General features: G+C 66.6%; 15 protein-coding genes and 1 pseudogene. 9 read left to right on the top strand and 7 right to left on the bottom strand.

Annotated features, from left to right (window positions below; all coding sequences use genetic code 11):
- From repB to L2I41_RS19765, 3 genes are all read left to right on the top strand, one after another.
- On the top strand, positions 1-897 hold an 897-nt coding region (gene repB / locus L2I41_RS19775), incomplete at its 5' end, for a plasmid partitioning protein RepB (RefSeq protein ID WP_237155322.1).
- A gap of 359 nt (positions 898-1,256) precedes the next feature.
- Positions 1,257-2,507, top strand: a complete 1,251-nt coding sequence (gene repC / locus L2I41_RS19770; protein ID WP_237155320.1) for a plasmid replication protein RepC — start codon at positions 1,257-1,259, stop codon at positions 2,505-2,507.
- A 73-nt stretch (positions 2,508-2,580) separates the two neighbouring features.
- Complete coding sequence (locus L2I41_RS19765; protein WP_237155318.1) at positions 2,581-3,060, top strand: VOC family protein; 480 nt, start codon at positions 2,581-2,583, stop codon at positions 3,058-3,060.
- Positions 3,061-3,105: 45 nt separating this feature from the next.
- On the opposite strand, the gene L2I41_RS19760 is transcribed toward L2I41_RS19765, so the two are convergent.
- From L2I41_RS19760 to L2I41_RS19740, 5 genes are all read right to left on the bottom strand, one after another.
- Positions 3,106-3,798, bottom strand: a complete 693-nt coding sequence (locus L2I41_RS19760; protein ID WP_237155317.1) for an ROK family protein — start codon at positions 3,796-3,798, stop codon at positions 3,106-3,108.
- Positions 3,799-4,035: 237 nt separating this feature from the next.
- Positions 4,036-4,617, bottom strand: coding sequence for a hypothetical protein (locus L2I41_RS19755; RefSeq protein WP_237155316.1), 582 nt, complete (start codon positions 4,615-4,617; stop codon positions 4,036-4,038).
- A 129-nt stretch (positions 4,618-4,746) separates the two neighbouring features.
- Positions 4,747-5,718 (bottom strand): hypothetical protein, encoded by a 972-nt coding sequence (locus tag L2I41_RS19750; RefSeq protein WP_237155315.1) that lies wholly within the window; start codon positions 5,716-5,718, stop codon positions 4,747-4,749.
- Between the two features lie 133 nt (positions 5,719-5,851).
- Positions 5,852-6,634 (bottom strand): LytR/AlgR family response regulator transcription factor, encoded by a 783-nt coding sequence (locus tag L2I41_RS19745; protein WP_237155314.1) that lies wholly within the window; start codon positions 6,632-6,634, stop codon positions 5,852-5,854.
- On the bottom strand, positions 6,631-7,737 hold the full coding sequence (locus L2I41_RS19740) for a sensor histidine kinase (RefSeq protein ID WP_237155313.1): 1,107 nt from the start codon (positions 7,735-7,737) through the stop codon (positions 6,631-6,633). The genes L2I41_RS19745 and L2I41_RS19740 overlap by 4 nt, the downstream gene beginning before the upstream one ends.
- A 170-nt stretch (positions 7,738-7,907) precedes the next feature.
- Here L2I41_RS19740 and L2I41_RS19735 point away from each other — a divergent pair, with 170 nt between their 5' ends.
- Positions 7,908-8,309: a response regulator transcription factor gene (locus tag L2I41_RS19735; protein WP_237155312.1), complete on the top strand. Its 402-nt coding sequence runs from the start codon at positions 7,908-7,910 to the stop codon at positions 8,307-8,309.
- A gap of 92 nt (positions 8,310-8,401) precedes the next feature.
- Here L2I41_RS19735 and L2I41_RS19730 read toward each other — a convergent pair whose 3' ends face one another.
- Positions 8,402-10,072: an alpha-glucosidase gene (locus L2I41_RS19730; protein WP_237155311.1), complete on the bottom strand. Its 1,671-nt coding sequence runs from the start codon at positions 10,070-10,072 to the stop codon at positions 8,402-8,404.
- A gap of 210 nt (positions 10,073-10,282) precedes the next feature.
- Positions 10,283-10,936: a TetR/AcrR family transcriptional regulator gene (locus L2I41_RS19725; RefSeq protein WP_237155310.1), complete on the bottom strand. Its 654-nt coding sequence runs from the start codon at positions 10,934-10,936 to the stop codon at positions 10,283-10,285.
- A gap of 224 nt (positions 10,937-11,160) precedes the next feature.
- On the opposite strand from L2I41_RS19725, the gene L2I41_RS19720 reads away from it, so the two are divergent.
- From L2I41_RS19720 to L2I41_RS19700, 5 genes and pseudogenes are all read left to right on the top strand, one after another.
- Positions 11,161-12,363 carry an efflux RND transporter periplasmic adaptor subunit gene (locus L2I41_RS19720; RefSeq protein ID WP_313791154.1) on the top strand — a complete coding sequence of 401 codons (1,203 nt, stop codon included), beginning with the start codon at positions 11,161-11,163 and terminating at the stop codon, positions 12,361-12,363.
- Positions 12,364-12,372: 9 nt separating this feature from the next.
- Positions 12,373-15,531 carry an efflux RND transporter permease subunit gene (locus L2I41_RS19715; protein WP_237155309.1) on the top strand — a complete coding sequence of 1,053 codons (3,159 nt, stop codon included), beginning with the start codon at positions 12,373-12,375 and terminating at the stop codon, positions 15,529-15,531.
- Between the two features lie 191 nt (positions 15,532-15,722).
- Positions 15,723-17,186: an efflux transporter outer membrane subunit gene (locus L2I41_RS19710; RefSeq protein WP_237155308.1), complete on the top strand. Its 1,464-nt coding sequence runs from the start codon at positions 15,723-15,725 to the stop codon at positions 17,184-17,186.
- A 203-nt stretch (positions 17,187-17,389) separates the two neighbouring features.
- The gene (gene nadA / locus L2I41_RS19705) at positions 17,390-18,352 is read left to right on the top strand and encodes a quinolinate synthase NadA (RefSeq protein WP_237155307.1); all 963 of its coding nucleotides are present in this window, start codon (positions 17,390-17,392) and stop codon (positions 18,350-18,352) included.
- 200 nt (positions 18,353-18,552) lie between these two features.
- Positions 18,553-20,184, top strand: a pseudogene (locus tag L2I41_RS19700) (L-aspartate oxidase); the annotation flags it as partial.
- Positions 20,185-20,485 lie beyond the last annotated feature (301 nt).

The following is a 20,485-nucleotide window of genomic DNA, read 5'->3' as shown; positions in this document are numbered from 1 at the left end:
ATCGGCGCGCTCAAGGATTCGCTCGCCCATCTGACGCGCGAGGGCCGCGTGGTCGAACTCGACGTGCTCGACGTCGACCCCTCACCCTTCCCCGATCGCCTCGATCCCCATGACGGCGGCGCCACCGAGGCGGCGCTCACCCAGTCGATCCGCATCAACGGGCAGGAAGTGCCGGTGCTGGTGCGGCCCCACCCGACGGCCCGCGATCGCTATCAGATCGTCTACGGCCACCGGCGCCTGCGCGCGGTCGCCGCCATCGGTGGCCGCAAGCTGCGCGCGGTGATCCGCGACCTTTCGGACGCCGACCTGCTGCTCGCCCAGGGCATCGAAAACTCGGCCCGCGAGGATCTGAGCTGGATCGAGAAGGCGGTGTTCGCTGCCCGCCTCGAACGCTTTGCTGCCGACAATGGCATCGATCCCACGCGCATGGTCACCCAGGCGCTTGCCATTCACGCGCCCGACGCCAGCCGTTTCCGCACCACGCTGGAAGCGGTGCCGGCCGACGTCATCGATTTCATCGGCACCGCACCCAAGGTCGGCCGCACCAAGTGGCTGGCGCTGGCCGATGCGCTGCGCACCCGTCCCATCCGCCTCAAGACCGTTCGCGCGGTGCTGGACGCCAGCAGCTATGGCGACCTTTCCAGCGACCGGCGCTTCGATCTAGTGCTGAAGGCGGCGCTGTCGGACAAGGTGATGGAGGCCGAGGCGCAGGGCGTGCGCCCGCTGGTCGCGGAGGATGCGTCCGAGCTTGGCAGCTTGCAGGAATTTGCCCGCGGCGCGCGCCTGCAGCTCGCCGACAAGGGCTTCGCGCGCTTCCTGGCCGATCGCATCGACCGGTTGCATGCTGAATATAAAGAGAAATCAGAAGTTATCCCCGGTCCTGGCGAACGGGGATAAGATCGGATCATCGTCCGGCGCCGGCGCATCGGCAGGCGGGCGGACAGTCAACGGATAAAGCTCGTGCCGGCCCGGCCGGTGCGAGCAACAAGAGGATCACCACAGGCAAAGAAAAAGGCCCCCGAAGCGGCGTACCACCCGAGAGCCTCAATCGTAGTCTTAAGCAAACCAACGATTAAGCCTCTCCGAATCACTTGTCAAGATTCCGCGGCGTCATTTCGGCGAACCCTTGAGCTTTGCCCGAACGGTACGGGCTTGGACCGCATGGTTCCGGGTTTCGTACGCCGTCTTCGGATCCATTCCGCCCCGCGGGATAGGCCCGAAGCCGATTAAGTCGGCAAAGGAGGGCTGCTCAGCCCATGGAACATATCCTGTCGGCGCCCTTCGGGGCGCGCGGCCTGTCGGCGGGGATGCTCGCAGGACAGGCGATGGCGGAGGCTTGCCCTCAGACGGCCAGGGTCGGCAAGTGGAGCCTGGTGCGGGCGCTGTCGGAGGCGCGCGCCGCCTTCCGCCTCGGCGATCGGGCGGTGACGGTGCTGTCGGCGCTGTTGTCCTTCCATCCCGGCGACGAGGTGACCGGCGACGGCCAGACCATCGTCTTCCCGTCCAATCTCGAACTGTGCCGCCGCGCCCATGGCATTTCCGAGCCCACCCTGCGCCGGTCGCTGGCCCAGCTGGTGGACGCCGGCCTGATCGTCCGTCGCGACAGTCCCAACGGCAAGCGCTATGCCCGCAAGGGCGAGGGCGGCGCCATCGAGCGCGCCTTCGGCTTCGACCTGAAGCCGCTCGCCGCCCGGGCCGAGGAGATCGCCGCCGCCGCCCGAGCGGTTGCCGCCGAACGGCGCGAACTTTCTGCCCTGCGCGAGGAAGTGACGCTGCTCCGCCGCACCATCATCAAGGGCCTGGAGCTGGCCGCCGCCGAAGAGCTGAGCGGCCCCTGGGCCGAGATCGCCGCCGGCTTCCTGCCGCTGTCGCGCCCCTCCAACCGCGGCCTGTCGCGCACGGAACTCGAAGAGTTGCGCTTCGAGCTTGGCCTCCTCGCGGCCTCTGTGGACAAGTCACTGAAATCTGAGATGAATTTCCTCAATATGAAGGGCAATGACAGTCAGACTGAGCGTCACAAACAAGATTCAAACCCGAATCCCATATTTGACTCTGAAACCTTCGAAACCGAAGCTCCGCAAACGGACGGCACTCCATCCGGCGAGCGCCGCGCCTCGGACGATCTGACGGCGGTCGAGCATCTGGCGACCCGATCGGGCCTGAGGGATCCCGACCGGCTGCATCTGGGCACCATCCTCAAGGCCTGTCCGTCCATCCTGCCCTTCGCCCGGCACGGCATCGGCAACTGGGCCGATCTGCTGGAAGCGGCGGAGAAGATCCGCCCTGCCCTCGGCATCTCGCCGGACGCCTGGGCCAAGGCCGTGGCAGCCATGGGCGAAAGCGGCGCGGCGGTGACATTGGCGGTTATCCTCGAACGGGTCGACGCCATCCGCTCGCCGGGCGGCTATCTCAGGGCGCTGACCGCCAAGGCGGGCGATGGAGGCTTCACGCCGGCACCGCTGATCTTCGCCCTGTTGCGATCCACTGCCGGCAAGGCCGCCGATTAGCAGATGCTAATTGCGTTCGATGGTCTTGCGGTTCACACTGCACCGCTCAACGAGCAACGGGGAGCCTGACAGCATGAGCGACCTGGTCACCTGCCTCTGGTTCGATCACGGCCAAGCGCGCAAGGCGGCGAGCTTCTACGCCGCCACCTTTCCCGACAGCGCGATCACCAGGGTGAATGCCGCGCCCGGCGATTTCCCCGGCGGTGATGCCGGCGTCGAGTTGACGGTCGAGTTCACCCTGCTGGGACGCAAGTTCGTCGGTCTCAACGGTGGACCGGTCTTCACGCCCAACGAGTCCGTCAGCTTCATGGTGGTCACCGAGGATCAGGCGGAAACCGATCGCTACTGGGACGCCATCCTCGCCGCCGGCGGTTCGCCCAGTGCCTGCGGCTGGTGTCGCGACCCCTGGGGCTTCTCCTGGCAGATCACCCCGAGGTGCCTGCTGGAGATGACCACCAGCCCCGACCCTGCCCTCGCCCGGCGGGTGTTCGATGTCATGATGACCATGGGCAAGATCGACATCGCCAGGCTGGAGGCCGCCGCGCGCGGCTGAGCCCCCTGCCCTTCGCTCCATGGCCGGAACGGCGCGATCAGATCCTCAGATCTTGAGTTCGTGGTCGCTCCACAGGCGGAAGCCGCCCTCGAAGGCGCTGGCGTTGCTGCCGCGCCGGCATTTGGGCGGCAGCTCCTCGAGCTTCTTCACGTTGCCGCCGCCGATCACCAGATATTCCGGTGCCAGCGCGTCGGTCAGCCGGCCGACCACGTCGAACACATGCGTCCGCCATTCGTCATTCCCGAGCCGCTTGCGGCCGCGATCGCCGACATAATCCTCGAAGGTCATGCCCTTGCGATAGGGAAGATGGGCGAGTTCCAGCGGATGGGCCACGTGTTCCATCACCATGGCCGCGCCGAGACCGGTGCCCAGGCCCAGGAACAGCATGCGCCCGCCCTCGTAGCTGCCGATCGCCTGCATCAGCGCGTCATTGACGAGGCGGATCGGCTTGCCGAGGGCGCGTTCGAAGTCGAAGTCCACCCAGCCGGGGCCGAGGTTATGCGGATCGACGGCGATGCGATTGTGCATGACCGGGCCGGGATAGCCGATGGAGATGGTGTCGAAGGTCAGATCGCGCGCGATCTCCAACGCACCAGAGACCATCACCTCGGGAGTCAGGCCTGGGCCTGACGCGAACTTGCGCGATACCCGCTCGTCGCTGGTCATCAGCTTCACATTGGAACCGCCGATGTCGATCGTCAGGACGACGGGTTCCTTCCCCGGAGCGTCTTCAGTCATGGTGCCCGATACCCCTTGGCTCACCCGAATTCGGTATCCTCGCATATACTATAATCGCGGCCTCCGGAAAGCCGCAGGAAAGCGTATCTCCCCAGCCAAATGAGGGCATCTCGTCATGGCCCGCCGGGCGGACATGAAAGAGGCCGGGTGACGGTGCTCCGCCTCCCGGCCTTGCCAATTAGCAGCTGCTAATTTCGCAGCGCCAGCCGAACCGCCCTGCCCGCTCGGCGCGCGCTGTCACGGACAGGCTTGAAGCGTCTTCACATGCTCGGCTGTTTCAGGCTGCGACCTCAGATCGATGTCCCGCGTCACCGTGACGAAGCCTTGGGTTTCCGAGGTGGCGAGATAGGTGGTGACGGGCAAGGCGCCGTCGGAAAGCTCGCCGAGGCGGCAGAATTCCTTCGTCGCGATGCCGAGGCCCAGCGTCGCCTCGCCGCCGGCGTCCACTTCGGCATAGAGGCGGTTGCGCAGTTCGGAGAGGCGCAGCACGTCGGCCGACATCATGCGAAAGACATGGACGCTGCCGCTCTCGCCATCGTCGGGCACGGCGGCCCGCTCGACGGGATCGTCGACCGGCGCCAGCGCGTAGCTGGTGGTCTGGTCCGGCGCGCCGGGGCGCTTGACCACGGCATCGAGCTTCACGCCGCCGGGGCGCGGCTTCAGGGCGTCCGGCAGGCGCACCGCCACGCGCAATTGGCCGAGGTCGGTGCTGCGCGGATCGATCCTGGCGAGGCTGACCAGCGACGTCAGCGGTACGGAGGTGCAACTGGCGGCGACGAGCGCGAGGGCCAGGGCAATGGAGCGGGAAAGCGAGGTCATGAGGTGGGTCCGATGATGTCAGCCGGCAACGCGGCGATGGTGGGGAGGTCGCAGATAAAAGAGGCCCTGCCCCCCGGGACAGATGCAACAGCCGGAAGACAGGGCGAGGAGGCTTTGGGACTGAGAAGCTCAACGGGCCGGTGTTGCCGAGAGCATGTCCCCTTCGTCGCTGGACGCGACGGCATTGCCGGCTGAAGCGGCGGTGATCTTCAAGGTGCCGCTATAGGTTCCGCCCCAACCGCTGGCGTTGTAGACGAAGACCGAATAGGTGCCCGTGGCCGGGGCCGTGTAGATCAGCGGCAGGCCGACGGGGTTGGCGAGCACCTTGCCGTAGCCGTCGATGAGGCGCAGCGCGATGTTGGTGGCGCCGGCCGGCAGGCGGAGGGTGTCACCCTTGTTCAGGACAACGCGGAACTTGGTGTAGTCGCGGACATTCGTCCTCAGCACCGACGTCAGCGAGTTGCCGGAGACCACGGTCTTGTAGGTGGCGGAGTTGGCATTGCTGGCGTAGATGCGGATCGACATGGTCGACGCCGTGTCGGGAGTGATCATGAACTTGTAGGTCCCGTCGGCCATGATCGGCACGGGCAGGGTGATCACGTTGGTATTGGCGCCGCCGCGGAAGCTGAACAGCGTCTTGTTGCCGGGCCCGATGACGCTCAGCTTGAAATCGGCGGTGATCCCGCTGAGCCGCCAGCTCATCACATGCCCCGCTTTCAGCGCGAAGACCTGGACGAGCGGCGCAGTCCTGGTGGCGGTGAAGGTGTAGGACTGGTTCGTTGCGTAGGTCTGGCCACCCACCGTGAAGGTTGGCTGCGCGATCGGCATGTCGCGGACGAACAGCCAGTCGCTGTAGACGCCGATCCCCTTGTAGGTGGCGCTGGAACTCAGCACGAACCGCTTGTTGACGGCGTCATAGGTGTAGGTCTGCCGATAGGCGTCCGCCGTGGAATAGCCCGTGCCGGAAAAGCGCAGATTGTCGAAGGTGACAGCGGTGTTGCTCTCCATCTTCGGCTGGCTTCCCTCGAAATGCGGCGTTCCCGCCGCCAGTGCCGGGCCCGCCAGGGCCAGCAACAAACCGGTCGCAGCAATCCTGCGCATGATCGTGATCTCCTTCGCCAGAGGCATTCCGTCGGGGACTGCCGAGGTCGCGAAGGGTAGCGGCGAGGGGAGGGGAGGCAACCGCGCCGGCGTCCCCGGTACATCGGAACGGCGCCTGATCGGGCAGGGGAGGCTACATCAGCCGGGCGCGAACCGTCGCCGCATAGGTCCGCCCCACCCGCAACTCGCTACCGTCGGACAGAACCACCATCAGCGCGCCGAAAGCGCCCTGGCGAATGCGCGTCACCGCGCTTTTCCGCACGATGGTGCTGCGGTGAATGCGCAGGAAGTCGTCGGCGTCGAGCCGGCTTTCGAGGGAGTGAAGGCTTTCCTGATAGAGATAGTCGGCACCCTCGGTGTGGAGGCGGACGTAATCCCGTTCGCCCTGAATGCGCAGCACGGTCTCGGCGGCGATGCGCAGGTGTTCGCCGCGGGAGCGGACCCAGAAATCCGCGCCTGCCCTGGCTCCGGCCCGCTGCTTGTGGCGCAGCACCTGCTTGAGGGCTTCGATCGTCTCCTGCAGCTCGGCGATGCGGTCGGCCTGCAGGCGCGAGCTGGCGGCGAGCCGCGCCCGTTCGAGCGCCAGACCGAAGCGGCCGGGTTCGATCGGCTTGGTGACATAGTCCACCGCATTGGCCTCGAAGGCCTTCAGCGCATGTTCGTCGAAGGCGGTGACGAACACCGTCGCCGGCGGCGTCGGGCCGAGGCTGTCCAGCAGGTCGAACCCGCTGCCGCCGGGCATCTGGATGTCAAGCAGCAGGATGTCAGGCTGCATGCGGGCGAGGATGCGCCGGGCATCGGCCACATTGCCGGCCTCTTCCACGGCGTCGACCCAGTCGAGCCGGGTGATCAGCCGCACCAGGCGCCGCCGCGCCAACGGCTCGTCGTCGACGACGAGAATGCCGAGCCCGCTCATGCGGCCCTCCAGGGAATGTCGAGACTGACGCGGAAGCGGCCTGGCCGGATCAGTCCCCAGGACACCAGCCCCTCCTTCTGGAACCGGGCGCGCAGCCGCTCGGCCACGTTGGTGAGGCCGACCCCGATGCCGGCCGCGCCGGTGTCCGGGCGGTCGCCTCCGGCTTCGTGCGGCGGAACGTCGTTTTCCAGCGTCACCCGCAGCCGGCCCTGTTCGCGCCGCGCCGTCAGCGCCACTTCCACCGGCCCGGCATGCCTGCCAACGCCATGCTTGATGGCGTTCTCAATCAACGGCTGCAGAATGAGGCTCGGCACCAAAGCCTCCCGCGCGTCGTCGCTGAGGTCGATGGTGAGCGCCATGCGGTCGGAAAAGCGCTCGCGCTCGATGGCCAGATAGCCCTCCTGCAGCGCCAGTTCGTCGGCGAGCGTCACGTCCTCGAGCGGATCGAGCGTCAATGTGGTGCGCAGGAAGGACGACAGTTGCAGCACCATGGCCTGGGCCCGGCCGTTCTGCTGCTCCTCGACCAGGGCGGCGACGGAGTTCAGCGTGTTGAACAGGAAATGCGGGTTCACCTGATAGCGCAGCGCCCGCATATGCGCGGCGAGCGCTTCCTCGCGCGCGGCCGCCAGCCGCCGTTCGCGCTCGCGGATGTCATGGTCGAACAGCTTGCCGATGAACAGGCAGGACCAGCCGAAGAAAATGGCGGCGCCATAGACCATGTCATAGCCGAAATCCGTGGCGTTGAAGGGCAGGGGCTGCGGCGCGGTGCAGAGCCTGGCGATCTCGTAGCCGATCAGCGCCCAGAGCGGGGCGGCGGCAAAGGAAAAGACGAAGGACAGCACGCCCAGCACCGCCAGCGTATGGCAGGAGGAGAAGCGGTTCATGGCGCGGTGGGTCAAATAGAGCGCAAAGCCGAGCGCCGCGATGATCAGCGAGCAGGAGGCATAATGCGCGATCTTGCCGCGCGCCGAGTCCCAAGGGTCGACGCCGAGCAGGCCGAACAGCAGGCTCGAGAAGACGAAGACGCAGATCCAGTAGATGAGGCCGAGTTTGACGGCATCGCTACCGATTTCGGCGGCTCTGGAAGCCGGGATTGCGCTCATGGTGTCCCTCGTCTCGTGCTGTGGCAGAAGCCGTTCGTCGGCTCCAGACAGCGCTTCGCAGATTTTTCGGCCCCGCCGTCGTCCCGGCATGGCCCTTCGCCGGATGGCGGATGAGCCCTCGTGCCGGGGATGCTACTCCGAAGACCGATGTTTGCACTGGATGTTTGCGCATGGAACTGAATTTTGCCAGAGAAAACCGCCTCGGTTCGGCCGTTTACCCGCCGCTGCCGCCAGAGGACGACGAGACCATCACGCTGGTGCTGCGCGCCCGTGATGCCGATGGCCTGATCGAACGGGTCTGCGAGGCCCTGCCGCCGGGCTGTCTCGTCTACGCCCGCCGGGATGGCGCCGCTCCGTCCGGCTCGTCCGAGCTGACGGCGCGGCAGCGCGAGATCCTCGAGCTGCTGCTCCTCAATCTCTCCAACAAGGAGATCGGCCGCCGGCTGGGCCTGTCGCATTTCACCATTCGCAATCGCGTGTCCCAGCTGTTCCGACACCTGAATCTGTCCTCGCGCGCCGAGGTGATCCGTCGTTTCGGTGCCGCCCATGCAGCCGGATCACCGCGCCCGTGAGGAAGGTTCCGGACGCGGTGTAAGTTTTCGGCCTTTTCCCGGCAAAGGCAACTGCCGCCCGTGTACCGGGTGCGTTGCGCCTCGCCGAGCGGTCAGAGCTTGCCGAACCACACGCCGAAGCCGGACAGCTCCACCGTCTGTCCCGCCAGCGTCGCCGTCGCCTCGAAGCCATGGCCGGCGAGCGGCGTGGCGGGGGAGGGGAGGGCGAGGTGCGCCGGGGTGGCCGCAAGGTTGAAGGCGCAGACGATGCGGTCGGCCCCGAGCCTGCGCTCGAAGGCGACGATCTCGCCGGCAGGCGCCAGGAAGGTCAGGTCGCCATCGCGGAGTGCAGCCTGCGTGCGCCGCCAGTTGAGGAAGCGGCGGACGGTGTGAAGCGGCGAGGTGGGGTCGAGCTCCTGCCGGGCCACCGACATGGTCAGGTGCCGGTCAGGCACCGGCAGCCAGGGCTTGCCGGCCGAGAAGCCGCCGGTCGGGTCGTTGTCGGACCAGACCATGGGCGTACGGCAGCCGTCGCGACCCTTGAAGTCGGGCCAGAAGCGGATGCCATAAGGATCCTGCAGCGCCTCGAAGGGCACTTCGGCCTCGGTCAGCGCCAGTTCCTCGCCCTGATAGACGCATGCCGTGCCCTTGAGCGAGGTGACGAGCGCCACGCCGAGCGGCCCGAACCGGGCGGCATCGGCCTCGTGGCCCCAGCGGGTAACGACGCGGGTGAAGTCGTGGTTGGAAAGCGCCCAGCTCGGCCAGCCGTGCGGCGCGCCGTCCAGCATGGCGGTGACCGAGCGGCGGACGTGCTCGGCGGTGTTCTTGGCGCTCAGGAGTTCGAAGCTGTAGGCCATGTGCAGCCGCTTGCCGGTCTCGGTATAGGCGTCCATCATCTCGTAGAGATTTTCGTCCGTGCCGAGTTCGCCCACCGAGGTGGTGCCGGGATAGCGGTCCATCACGGTGCGCAGGCGCGACAGGAAGACGAGATTCTCCGGCCGGCTCTTGTCGTAATAGTGGAGCTGCCGGGCATAGGGGTTGGAATCTTGCACCGTGGCGACGAAATGGTCCTTGGGGGCAGGGGGATTGTCGCGCAACTCCGCATCGCAGAAATAGAAATTCACCGTATCCAGGCGGAACCCGGCGACGCCGCGATCGAGCCAGAAGCGGGCAACGTCCAGAAGCGCGTCCTGGACGGCGGGATTGTGGAAGTTGAGGTCGGGCTGCGAGGTCAGGAAGTTGTGCATGAAATACTGCCGGCGTCCGGCGTTCCATTCCCAGGCCGGTCCGCCGAAGATCGACAGCCAGTTGTTGGGAACCGTGCCGTCTTCCTTGGGCTCGGCCCACACATACCAGTCGGCCTTGGGATTGTCGCGCGACCGGCGGCTTTCCTTGAACCAGGGGTGCTGGTCGGAGGTATGCGACAGCACCAGATCGATGATGATGCCGAGGCCAAGCTCGTCGGCGCGCTTCACCAGCGCGTCGAAATCGGCCAGCGTGCCGAACATCGGGTCGACGTCGCAATAGTCCGACACGTCATAGCCGAAATCGTCCATGGGCGAAGTGAAGAAGGGCGACAGCCAGACGGCATCCACGCCCAGCGAGGCGATGTGGTCCAGCTTCTCGGTCACGCCCTTGAGGTCGCCGACGCCATCGCCGTTGCTGTCGGCATAGCTGCGCGGATAGACCTGATAGATCACCGCGCCGCGCCACCAGTCCGGGTCGACGCGCCGCCGCTCGGACATGGTCATTCCCCCCGTTGCCCCAGCCGTGACCTTGGACATGATCGCTTCCTTCCTCGTTGCGTCAGTTATGGCGCCCGTCAGCCCTGCAAGCTGCGGCAGCCTCGTCTTGTCTTGATGACTTCTTCAGGATCGCTTCTCGCGGTCTTCAGGCGCCAAATTGGCGGCTCGAAGCGCTTTGAAAGCATGCTGCGGCGCAGATGTCCTGTCAAGGTGGGTTGGTTCGGCGCGCCCGCGACCGGCTTGAATCGCTCAGCTGCTGGCGGTCGCCGCGCCGCGCAGGAAAATGCTGATGGCCCGGCGGATATGGCGGCGGCGCCAGTCCGGATCGGGGGCCTGAAACTCGGCTCGATAATGGGTCGCCAGTGCGCCGAAGGTCATGTCGAGCAGGATGGCGGCGGTGTCGAGCGGATCGTCGCCAATGTCGAGGCGGCCCCGGCGCTCCTCGATCATCAGCCAGTCGGCCATCAGGCGCGTGCCGCGGTCGACGCCCTTCTCGCAGATGAGTTCGGCCACTTCCGGATGCTCGACGGCTTCGCTGTTGATCATCTCGAAGAAGCGCACCCGCTCGAGATCGTCCGCCGGATCGATGTCGATGTCGAAGATCTGCTCCAGCGTCCAATCGAGCGGCATCTCTTCATCGGGAGGGCGGGGCAGGGCGAGCAGCGACCGGTGAAACACCTCGGCCACCGAGGTGAACAGATCGAACTTGTTGGAAAACAGCCGATAGAGCGTCTGTTTCGAGATCCGGCAGCGCGTCGCGATGGTGTCCATGGAGGTGGCGCTGTAGCCGCCTTCCAGGAAGACGTCATGGGCGGTCGCCACGATGATGGCACGGCGTTCGTCGTCGCCGACAAGCCGTGGACGGCCTCGCGGACGGCGCTCTTCTGCCAGTTGGGACCCCATGAAACTGTCTCCGATCACGAAATTGTGCCCAGCCGTGGCCCGAGTTTGAATGCGGCGATCATGGGTTTCAATTGACCTGACCGTCTGCTTCTCTATTAATGGTACCTACTCGTACTGTAAATAAGGGCTACATCGTGACCGTTCCCGTCTTTCCTCGCAATATCCTTAGAAACTCGGCACTGCGTCGCCCTTTCCCCCTGAGCCGCGCGGTCGGCCTGGCGCTGGTGACAACCGTGATTCTCGCCGGCTGCCAGGAACAGTCGGCGCCCGCCGGTGCCGGTGGTCCGCCGCCGGGCAAGGCCATGGTGAGCGTGATCACGCTGCATCCGCGCTCGGTCGCTGTGACCGCGGAACTGCCGGGCCGGACCACCGCCTCGCTGGTCGCCGAAGTGCGACCGCAGGTGAGCGGCATCATCAAGGACCGCCCCTTCAAGGAAGGCAGTGAGGTGAAGGCCGGCGATCTTCTCTACGAGATCGACGCGGCCTCCTATCAGGCCACCTATGACAGCGCGCTCGCCGCGCTGCAGAAGGCCGAAGCGGGCGTCCCGAGCGCCCAGGCCAAGGTTGACCGCTACAATGGCCTTCTCAAGCAGAATGCCGTCGCCAAGCAGGATGTGGACGACGCGGTCGCCTCGCTCGCCCAGGCCAAGGCCGACGTAGCCTCGGCCAAGGCTGCGGTGGAAGCCGCGCGCATCGATCTCGAGCATACCCGGATCACCGCGCCGATCTCCGGCCGCATCGGCGCCTCGACCTATTCGGTCGGCGCGCTCGTCACCTCGCAGCAGGCGACGCCGCTGACCACCATCCGCGCCCTCGACCCGATCTATGTGGACGTCACCCAGTCGAGCGCCAACCTGCTCAAGTTCCGCAAGGACGTGGACGACGGCCGCCTCAAGATCGCCGGCGAGCATGTGGCGGTGAAGCTCCAGCTGGAGACCGGCACCACCTATGACCAGAGCGGCAAGCTGGAGTTTGCCGAGGCCAATGTGGACCAGTCGACGGGCAGCTTCACGCTGCGCGCCACCTTCGCCAATCCCAAGCGCCTGCTGGTTCCCGGCATGTATGTCCGGGCGACGGTGGAAGAGGGCGTGGCCGAAAACAGCTTCCTGATCCCGCAGCGCGCGGTCAGCCGGACCCCCGCCGGTGACGCCACGGCGCGCTTCGTCAATGCCGACGGCAAGGTCGAGGATCGCATCATCACCACCGAACGGACGGTCGGCAACAACTGGCTGGTCGACAAGGGTGTCGCCGAGGGCGATCGCGTCATCGTCGAAGGCGGCATGATGATCCGGGCCGGCCAGGACGTCACCCCGCAGGAAGTGACGATCGACGAGGCCACCGGGGCCGTCAAGGCCGCTGCCGCCGCCGAAGAGCCGGCGAAGGCTGCCGCAAGCACTCCCGCCGCCCCCACAACTCAGACCAAGTAAGGCTTTACGATGTCTCGCTTTTTCATCGATCGCCCGATCTTTGCCTGGGTCGTGGCCATCTCCATCATGCTCGCGGGCCTGTTGGCCATCCGCGAGCTGTCGATCTCGCAATATCCGCAGATCGCGCCGACCACCATCCAGGTGCACGCCACCTATCCCGGCGCCGATGCGCAGACGGTCGAAAACTCGGTGACCAAGGTCATCGAGCAGGGCATGACCGGCATCGACAACCTCGATCACATGACCTCGACCTCCACCTCGGACGGTCAGGCCTCGGTGACGCTGACCTTCAACAGCGGCACCGATTCCGACACCGCCCAGGTGCAGACGCAGAACAAGCTGCAGCTGGTCACCCCGCAGTTGCCCACCGTGGTGCAGAGCAACGGCCTTGCGGTCACCAAGTCGGCCGAAGGCTTCCTGATGGTGGTCGGCTTCGTCTCCACCGATGGCCGGATGAGCGCGGCGCAGCTCAGCGACTATGTGAAGAGCACGCTGAACGACACGCTGCAGCGCGTGCCCGGCGTGGGCAGCGCCCAGTCCTTCGGCGCCTACAACTCCATGCGCATCTGGCTCGATCCGGACAAGCTCGCCAAGTATAACCTGATGCCGAGCGACGTGTCGGCGGCGATCTCGGCGCAGAATACCCAGGTCTCCGCCGGTCAGCTGGGCGGCATGCCGCAGCTCGAGGGCCAGCAGCTCAACGTCACCGTCACCGCCAAGGGACGGTTGCAGACGCCCGAAGAGTTCGAGAACATCATCCTGAAGGGCGCGTCCACCGGGTCGATCGTCCGCCTCAATGACGTGGCGCGTGTCGAGCTGGGTTCGGAAAGCTACGACATCAACAGCCTCTACAACGGCAAGCCATCCACCGGTATCGCCATCTCGCTGGCCTCCGGCGCCAACGCCATCTCCACCTCTGCCGGCGTCAAGGCCGCCATCGACCGCATCCGGCCGACGCTCCCCGAGGGCGTCGAGGTGATCTATCCCTATGACACCACGCCCTTCGTCATGCTGTCCATCGAGGAGGTGGTGAAGACGCTGGTGGAGGCCATCGGCCTCGTGTTCCTGGTGATGCTGCTGTTCCTGCAGAACATCCGCGCCACGCTGATCCCGACGCTGGCGGTGCCCGTGGTGCTGCTCGGCACCTTCGGCGTGCTGGCAGTCGCAGGCTTCTCCATCAACACGCTGACCATGTTCGCCATGGTGCTGGCGGTGGGCCTTCTGGTGGACGACGCCATCGTCGTGGTCGAAAACGTCGAGCGCGTGATGGCCGAGGAAGGGCTTGGGCCCCGCGAGGCGACCATCAAGTCCATGGGCGAGATCACCGGCGCGCTGATCGGCATCGCCGTCGTGCTGTCGGCCGTGTTCATTCCCATGGCCTTCTTCTCGGGCTCGGTCGGCATCATCTACCGGCAGTTCTCCATCACCATCGTCTCGGCCATGGTGATCTCGGTGATCGTGGCCCTGATCCTGACGCCGGCGCTCTGCGCCACCATCCTGAAGGACCAGCATAACTACGGCGAGCACAAGGGCGTTTTCGGCTGGTTCAACACCGCCTTCGACGCCGCGGCCGGCGGCTATCGCAAGAGCGTTGGCGGCATCCTCAAGCGCTCGCTGCGCTTCCTCATGGTCTTCCTGCTGATCGGCGGCGGCGTGGGCTATCTGTTCCAGAAGCTGCCGTCCTCCTTCCTGCCGACCGAAGACCAGGGCATCCTGATCGCGGCTGTCATGCTGCCGGCCGGCGCCACGCAGGATCGCACGGAACGGGTGCTCGAACAGGTGCGCGCCCATTTCGCCGACACCGAGAAGGATCACGTGGACGGCGTGTTCACCGTGCGCGGCTTCGGCTTCAGCGGCACCGGGCAGAATGTGGGCCTGGTCTTCATCAAGCTGAAGGACTTTGCCGACCGCACGACGCCGCAGGCCTCGGCGACCGCCATTGCCGGCCGGGCCATGGGCGCGATGATGCAGCAGGTGCACGACGGCATGGTCTTCGTGCTGGCTCCGCCGGCCATCCAGGGCTTCGGCGCCACCGGTGGTTTCGACTTCTACCTGCTCGACACCAACAACGCCGGCCATGAAAAGCTGACGGCGGCGCGCAACCAGCTGCTCGGCATGGCCGGACAGAGCCCGCTCCTGATGGGCACTCGCCCCAACGGGCAGGAGGACACGCCGCAATTTGCCGTCTCCATCGACGAGGAGAAGGCCACTGCGCTTGGCATTCCGCTTGCCAGCATCGACCAGACGCTGTCGGCGGCCTGGGGCGGGTCCTATGTCAACGACTTCATCGATCGTGGTCGCGTGAAGAAGGTCTACATGCAGGCCGATGCGCAGTTCCGCATGCAGCCGGAGGATCTCGACCGCTGGCAGGTGCGCAACGAAAGCGGCGACATGGTGCCCTTCTCGGCCTTTGCCACGGGACGCTGGACCTATGGGTCGCCGCGTCTGGAACGCTACAACGGCCTGCCGGCCATGGAAATCCAGGGAGCGGCCGCACCGGGCGTCTCCTCGGGTGCCGCCATGACCGCCGTCGACCAGATGGTGAGCCAGTTGCCGCCGGGCTTCGCCCATGAGTGGACAGGCCTGTCGGCGCAGGAGCGCCTGTCGGGCAACCAGGCCATGGCGCTCTATGCCATCTCCATCCTGGTGGTGTTCCTGGCGCTGGCGGCGCTTTACGAGAGCTGGTCGATCCCGTTTGCGGTGCTGCTGTCGGTGCCGATCGGCGTGTTCGGTGCCTTGGTGGCGGCAACCTATCTGGGGCAGACCAACGACATCTACTTCAAGGTCGGTCTGCTCACCACCATCGGCCTTGCCGCCAAGAACGCGATCCTGATCGTGGAGTTCGCCATCGAGGGCCAGCGCAAGGGCAGGGGCCTGATCGATGCGACGCTGGACGCCGCGCGCCAGCGTCTCCGGCCCATCATCATGACCTCGCTCGCCTTCATCCTCGGCGTGCTGCCGCTGGCCATCGCCTCGGGTGCCGGTTCGGGCGCGCAGAACTCGATCGGTATCGGTGTGATGGGCGGCATGATCGCCGCCACCATCCTCGGCATCTTCTTCATCCCGCTGCTGTTCGTGGCCGTGCGTCGCATCTTCAAGGGCAAGATCGCCGCACCGGGCACGCCGTCAGCACCGGTGGTTGCCGAGGCGGGGCAGGGCGAGAAGTAAGCAATGACAATGGCCGTGGCCGTGAGGCCACGGCGCCGCGCTTTCCTCGGGTTTCCGCTGTGCATGACCGCCGGCGGACGCTTCTGCAGAGCGCTTGGCTTCGATAGGGTTAACAACAGGTAAATGGCCGGGCGCGTCCGATTCCGGAGCCCTCTTTTTGGCCAGGCCTTTCAGCTGATCTGGAGTGGGAAATGGTGTCTCGTTTTGCTCGGTTGCCGGTTCCTGCGAGCCTGCTCGCAACGCTGCTGCTGGCAGGCTGCGCGGTCGGACCGGACTATGCGACGCCGCAGTTTCAACTCCCCGGCCATTGGTCCAATGCGCCGAAGTCGAGCCAGTCGGCCACGGCGCCGGAACTGGCGCGCTGGTGGGAGAAGCTCGGCGACAAGACGCTCAACCGCCTGGTCGACGAGGCCGTCGCCGGCAATCTCGATGTCGCCAAGGCCAAGGCCAACATTCGCGCCGCACGCGCCACGCTGGTCAAGACCGGCGGCACGCTGGAGCCGACGCTCAGCACGTCCGACAGCGCCCAGCGCCTCCGCAGCAAGGGCAACGTGGACAACATGTTCCAGGCCGGTTTTGACGCCAGCTGGGAACTCGACCTCTTCGGTGGCAATCGTCGCGGCGTCGAAGCGGCTACCCATAGCGCCGAGGCGGCCGAGGATGATCTCTATTCGACACTGCTGACCCTGATCGGCGATGTGGCCACCAACTATATCGAGGCGCGCGGCTATCAGGCGCGCATCGCGCTCGCCAGCCGCACCGCCGCCTCGCAGCGCCAGACCGCAGCGCTGACCAAGGCCAAGCTCGACGCCGGCACGGCTTCGGCCGTCGATGTGGCCAAGGCGGACGCCATCGCCGCCAGCACGGAAGCCAACATTCCCGCCTATCGCCTGGCCTATTCGCAGGCGGTGCACCGGCTCGGCATCCTGCTGGGACGCGAGCCCGAGGCGCTGATCGCCGAGATGAACCGTGGCGGCGCGATCCCGCTGCCGCGCCGTGGCCTGCCGATCGGCATTCCCGCCGACGTGCTGGCCAACCGTCCGGATGTGCGGGCCGCCGAGCGTCGCCTCGCCCAGTCGACCGCGCTGATCGGTCAGGCGGAAGCCCAACGCTATCCCTCCATCTCGCTCACCGGCTCCATCTCGTCGTCGGCCACCAGGATCGGCGACATGGGCAAGTCCACCGCCATCGGCTGGGCCTTCGGGCCGACGCTCACCGTGCCGATCTTCAACGGCGGCCAGCTCGCCGCCGCTGTCGACGTGGCTGCCGCCAACCGCGACGTCAGCTTCATCGCCTTCAAGGCGTCGGTGCTCGGCGCGCTGGAGGATGTTGAGAACGCGCTCGTGGCCGTCACCCAGCAGCGGCTGCAGATGGCCAAGCTCGACGAGGCCGCCTCGCGCTATCGCCAGGCTGCCGAGCTGTCGCGCACCCTCTACCAGACCGGTGCGTCTTCCTTCCTCGACGTGCTCGACGCCGAACGTTCGCTCTATTCGGCCGAGGACGCGCTGATCGTCAGCCGGACCAACATCGCCACCGACTATGTGGCGCTGGCCAAGGCTCTCGGGGCCGGCTGGGACAAGCCGGTCGACGTGACCAAACCCGAAGTGGTGGACCAGAACACTGGTCCGCATCTGGCGCTGAACAAGGCGCAGTAAGGGGCAAAGGCGCCCCTCGGCGCTCTCGCACGAGGGCGCCGGCGGGTTCGGCTCTGGCTGAAAGACGTTTAAATACAATTGGATGGATGGAGTTGATCCAGGGTTCGGGCGGGCGGACATCCGCCTGCCGTATTCTCATATTGCTTTTATACTCATAATGATTATATTGCGACTCACATTAAATACTCAATGTGAGCATAATAATGGCCATCGAACCGCATGCCCTCGACCGTCTGCGTGATCTGCTGCCGCCGCCCGATTGGGCGCTGTTCGAGCCGGAGATTGCCGCCATTGCCGAGCTGAAGCGGCGGCGCAAGGCGGTGGTTCTGGCCCATAACTACCAGACGCCGGAGATCTTCCACGGCGTCGCCGACGTGGTGGGCGACAGCCTGCATCTCGCTCGCGTCGCCGCCGGGCTGGAGGCGGAGGTGATCGTCATGGCCGGCGTGCATTTCATGGCCGAGACGGTGAAGCTGCTGAACCCGCGCCGGCGCGTGCTGATGCCCGACCTCGAGGCCGGCTGTTCGCTGGCCTCCTCGATCACGCCGGAAGACGTGCTGGCGCTGAAGGCCGCCCATCCCGGCGTGCCCGTCGTCACCTATGTCAACACCTCCGCCGCGGTGAAGGCGGTGTCGGATATCTGCTGCACCTCCGGCAACGCCCGCGCGGTGGTGGAAAGCCTCGGCGTGCCCCGCGTGCTGATGCTCCCGGACGAGTATCTCGCTCGCAATGTGGCGCGCGAGACCCATGTGGAGATCATCGCCTGGAACGGCCATTGCGAGGTGCACGAGCGCTTCACGCCGGCCGACATCGCCGAGTTGCGCGAGACCTATCCCGGCGTCACCGTGCTCGCCCATCCCGAATGCCCGCCGGAGGTGGTGGCTGTAGCCGATCTCTCGGGGTCGACGGCGGTGATGGCCAACTATGTGGCGGCCCACAAGCCCGCGCGCGTCGTGCTTTTGACCGAATGTTCCATGAGCGACAATGTCGCCCTGCTGCATCCGGACACCGATTTCGTCCGTCCCTGCAATCTCTGCCCGCACATGAAGCGCATCACGCTGAAGGCCATCCGCGCCGCGCTGGAGGAGGACCGGCACGAGGTGACCGTTGACCCGGCGATCGCCGTCCCGGCGCGGCGGTCGATCGAACGGATGCTGGCGCTATGACGGCGCCGCTCGCTCAAACTCTTGAATCTGGCGCGCTTTCCAGTCGACCTGATGGTTCCGCCAGGTCGGAAAGCGCTCTGGAGCATCCGCCGATCATGTTGACCCAACATGATCGAAAAGCGGCTGCTCAAACTCTTGAATCTGGAGCGCTTTTCTGTCGACCTGACGGTTCCGTCAGGTCGGAGAGCGCTCCAGCCGACCGGCCGGTGATCGTCGGCGCCGGCCTTGCCGGCATGCTCGCGGCACTGGAAATGGCGCCGCGGCCGGTGCTGCTGGTGACGCGCGCCGGACTCGGTGCGGAGGCCTCCACGGCACTGGCACAAGGCGGGCTGGCTGCGGCGATCGGGCCGGACGACAGTGTCGAGGATCATCTCAGCGACACGCTGGCCGCCGGCGCCGGGCTGGTGGACGCGCCGGCGGCGCGGGCCATCCTCGCGCGCGCGCCGGACGTGGTGGCGGCGCTGATCGGCCATGGCGTGGTGTTCGACCGCGCTGACGACGGCGAGTTCGCCCGCGGCCTCGAAGCGGCGCATGGCCGTCGCCGCATCCTGCATGCGGGCGGCGACGCCACCGGTGCGGTGATCGCCCGGGCGCTGGTCGCCGCCGTGCGCCGCACGCCGTCGATCACGGTGATCGAGGGCGTCGAGGCGCGGCGGCTGATCGTCGAGGACGGGCGGGTTGCCGGCCTGCTCTGCGCCGCCGGTGCCGCCGCGCTGGTGCTGCCGGCCGCCCATGTGGTGCTGGCAAGCGGCGGCGTCGGCGGGCTCTTCGCCCATGGCACCAATCCGCCGGGCAACTTCGGCGCCGGTCTGGCACTCGCCGCCCGCGCCGGCGCGGTGATGGCCGACATGGAGTTCGTGCAGTTTCACCCGACCGCGCTGGACGGGACGGGCAGCCCGCTGCCGCTCATCTCGGAAGCGGTGCGAGGGGAGGGCGCCGTCCTGGTCGACGAGACCGGCCGGCCGCTGATGGCAGGTGTGCCCGGCGGCGATCTCGCCCCGCGTGATGTGGTGGCCCGCGCCATCGCTGCCGCCGGCGCGGCTCAGGGCAGGGTGTTTCTCGACGCCCGCGCGGCGCTCGGCCCCCGTTTTGCGACGCGCTTTCCCACCATCGCCGCCGAACTTGCCCGCGCCGGGCTCGATCCCGCCCGCGATCTGATCCCGGTGCGGCCGGCGGCGCATTATCACATGGGCGGCGTCGCCACCGACGTCCGCGGACGCACCTCGATCGAGGGCCTGCATGCTATCGGGGAAGTCGCCTGCACCGGGCTGCATGGCGCCAACCGGCTCGCCAGCAACTCGCTCCTGGAGGCGGCGGCCATGGCGCTCGCGGTCGCCGAGGATCTCCGGGACGCGCAAACGCTTCCCTTGCGGATGCCGCCGGTCGGTCCCCTGCCGCCACGCGCCGACGCCGGTCCGGTCCGCCCGATCGTCTCCGCCGCCCTCGGCCTGCTGCGCAACGGTGACGGGCTGGCCTCCGCCATCGCCGCCCTCGCTCCGCTCGCCTTCGGCGAGGGAGCTGCCGCCGATCCGGCACTGGTGGGGTTGATGATTGCCACGGCGGCACTCCGCCGCCGGCAAAGCGTCGGCGCGCATTGCCGGGTGGATGGCGATGAGGGGGCAATCGCCCCGCCACGAGTTTCGACACTCGCGGATCTCCTGGCCGGGCTCGACGTGACTAACCTGGTGCTGCCACCAACATTCGTGCTGCAGGGAAAGGGAGAGCCTGGTGTTGCCATCCGCGAGTCCCCCCGTACCCGCGTTCTTTACGGATCCAATCGGCACTCTCTCCCCCCTTGTGGGGGAGAGTTGGAGAGAGGGGTAAGCAACTGAAAACAAAAGTTTTTCGCTCGATCCATAGCTCTCCCAGCCCCGCAAGCCGATTGCTTGTCCGGTCTGTGGTTCACCCCTCTCCCTGTCCCTCCCCCACAAGGGGGGAGGGGACGATAGCGGGGAGGGCGGTGATCGACCGGCAAGGGGGCGCTTGGTGTGAAAGCGTGCCAATCGCCCTGGGCGCAAGCTCTGGCGTGCCGGTTCCGCCCTGAATCCCCCCCCCTGCGGGGGGCAGGGGTAAGCCACGGAAATTAAAAGACAATAGGCCTCCCAACAACACGCCCACCACTTCAACCCGAAA

The sequence above is a fragment of the Oryzibacter oryziterrae genome (assembly GCF_021864535.1).
Lineage (GTDB): Bacteria > Pseudomonadota > Alphaproteobacteria > Rhizobiales > Pleomorphomonadaceae > Pleomorphomonas > Pleomorphomonas oryziterrae.
Note: the sequence above shows the minus strand (reverse complement) of the source record. Positions and strands in the feature narration are given on the sequence as shown.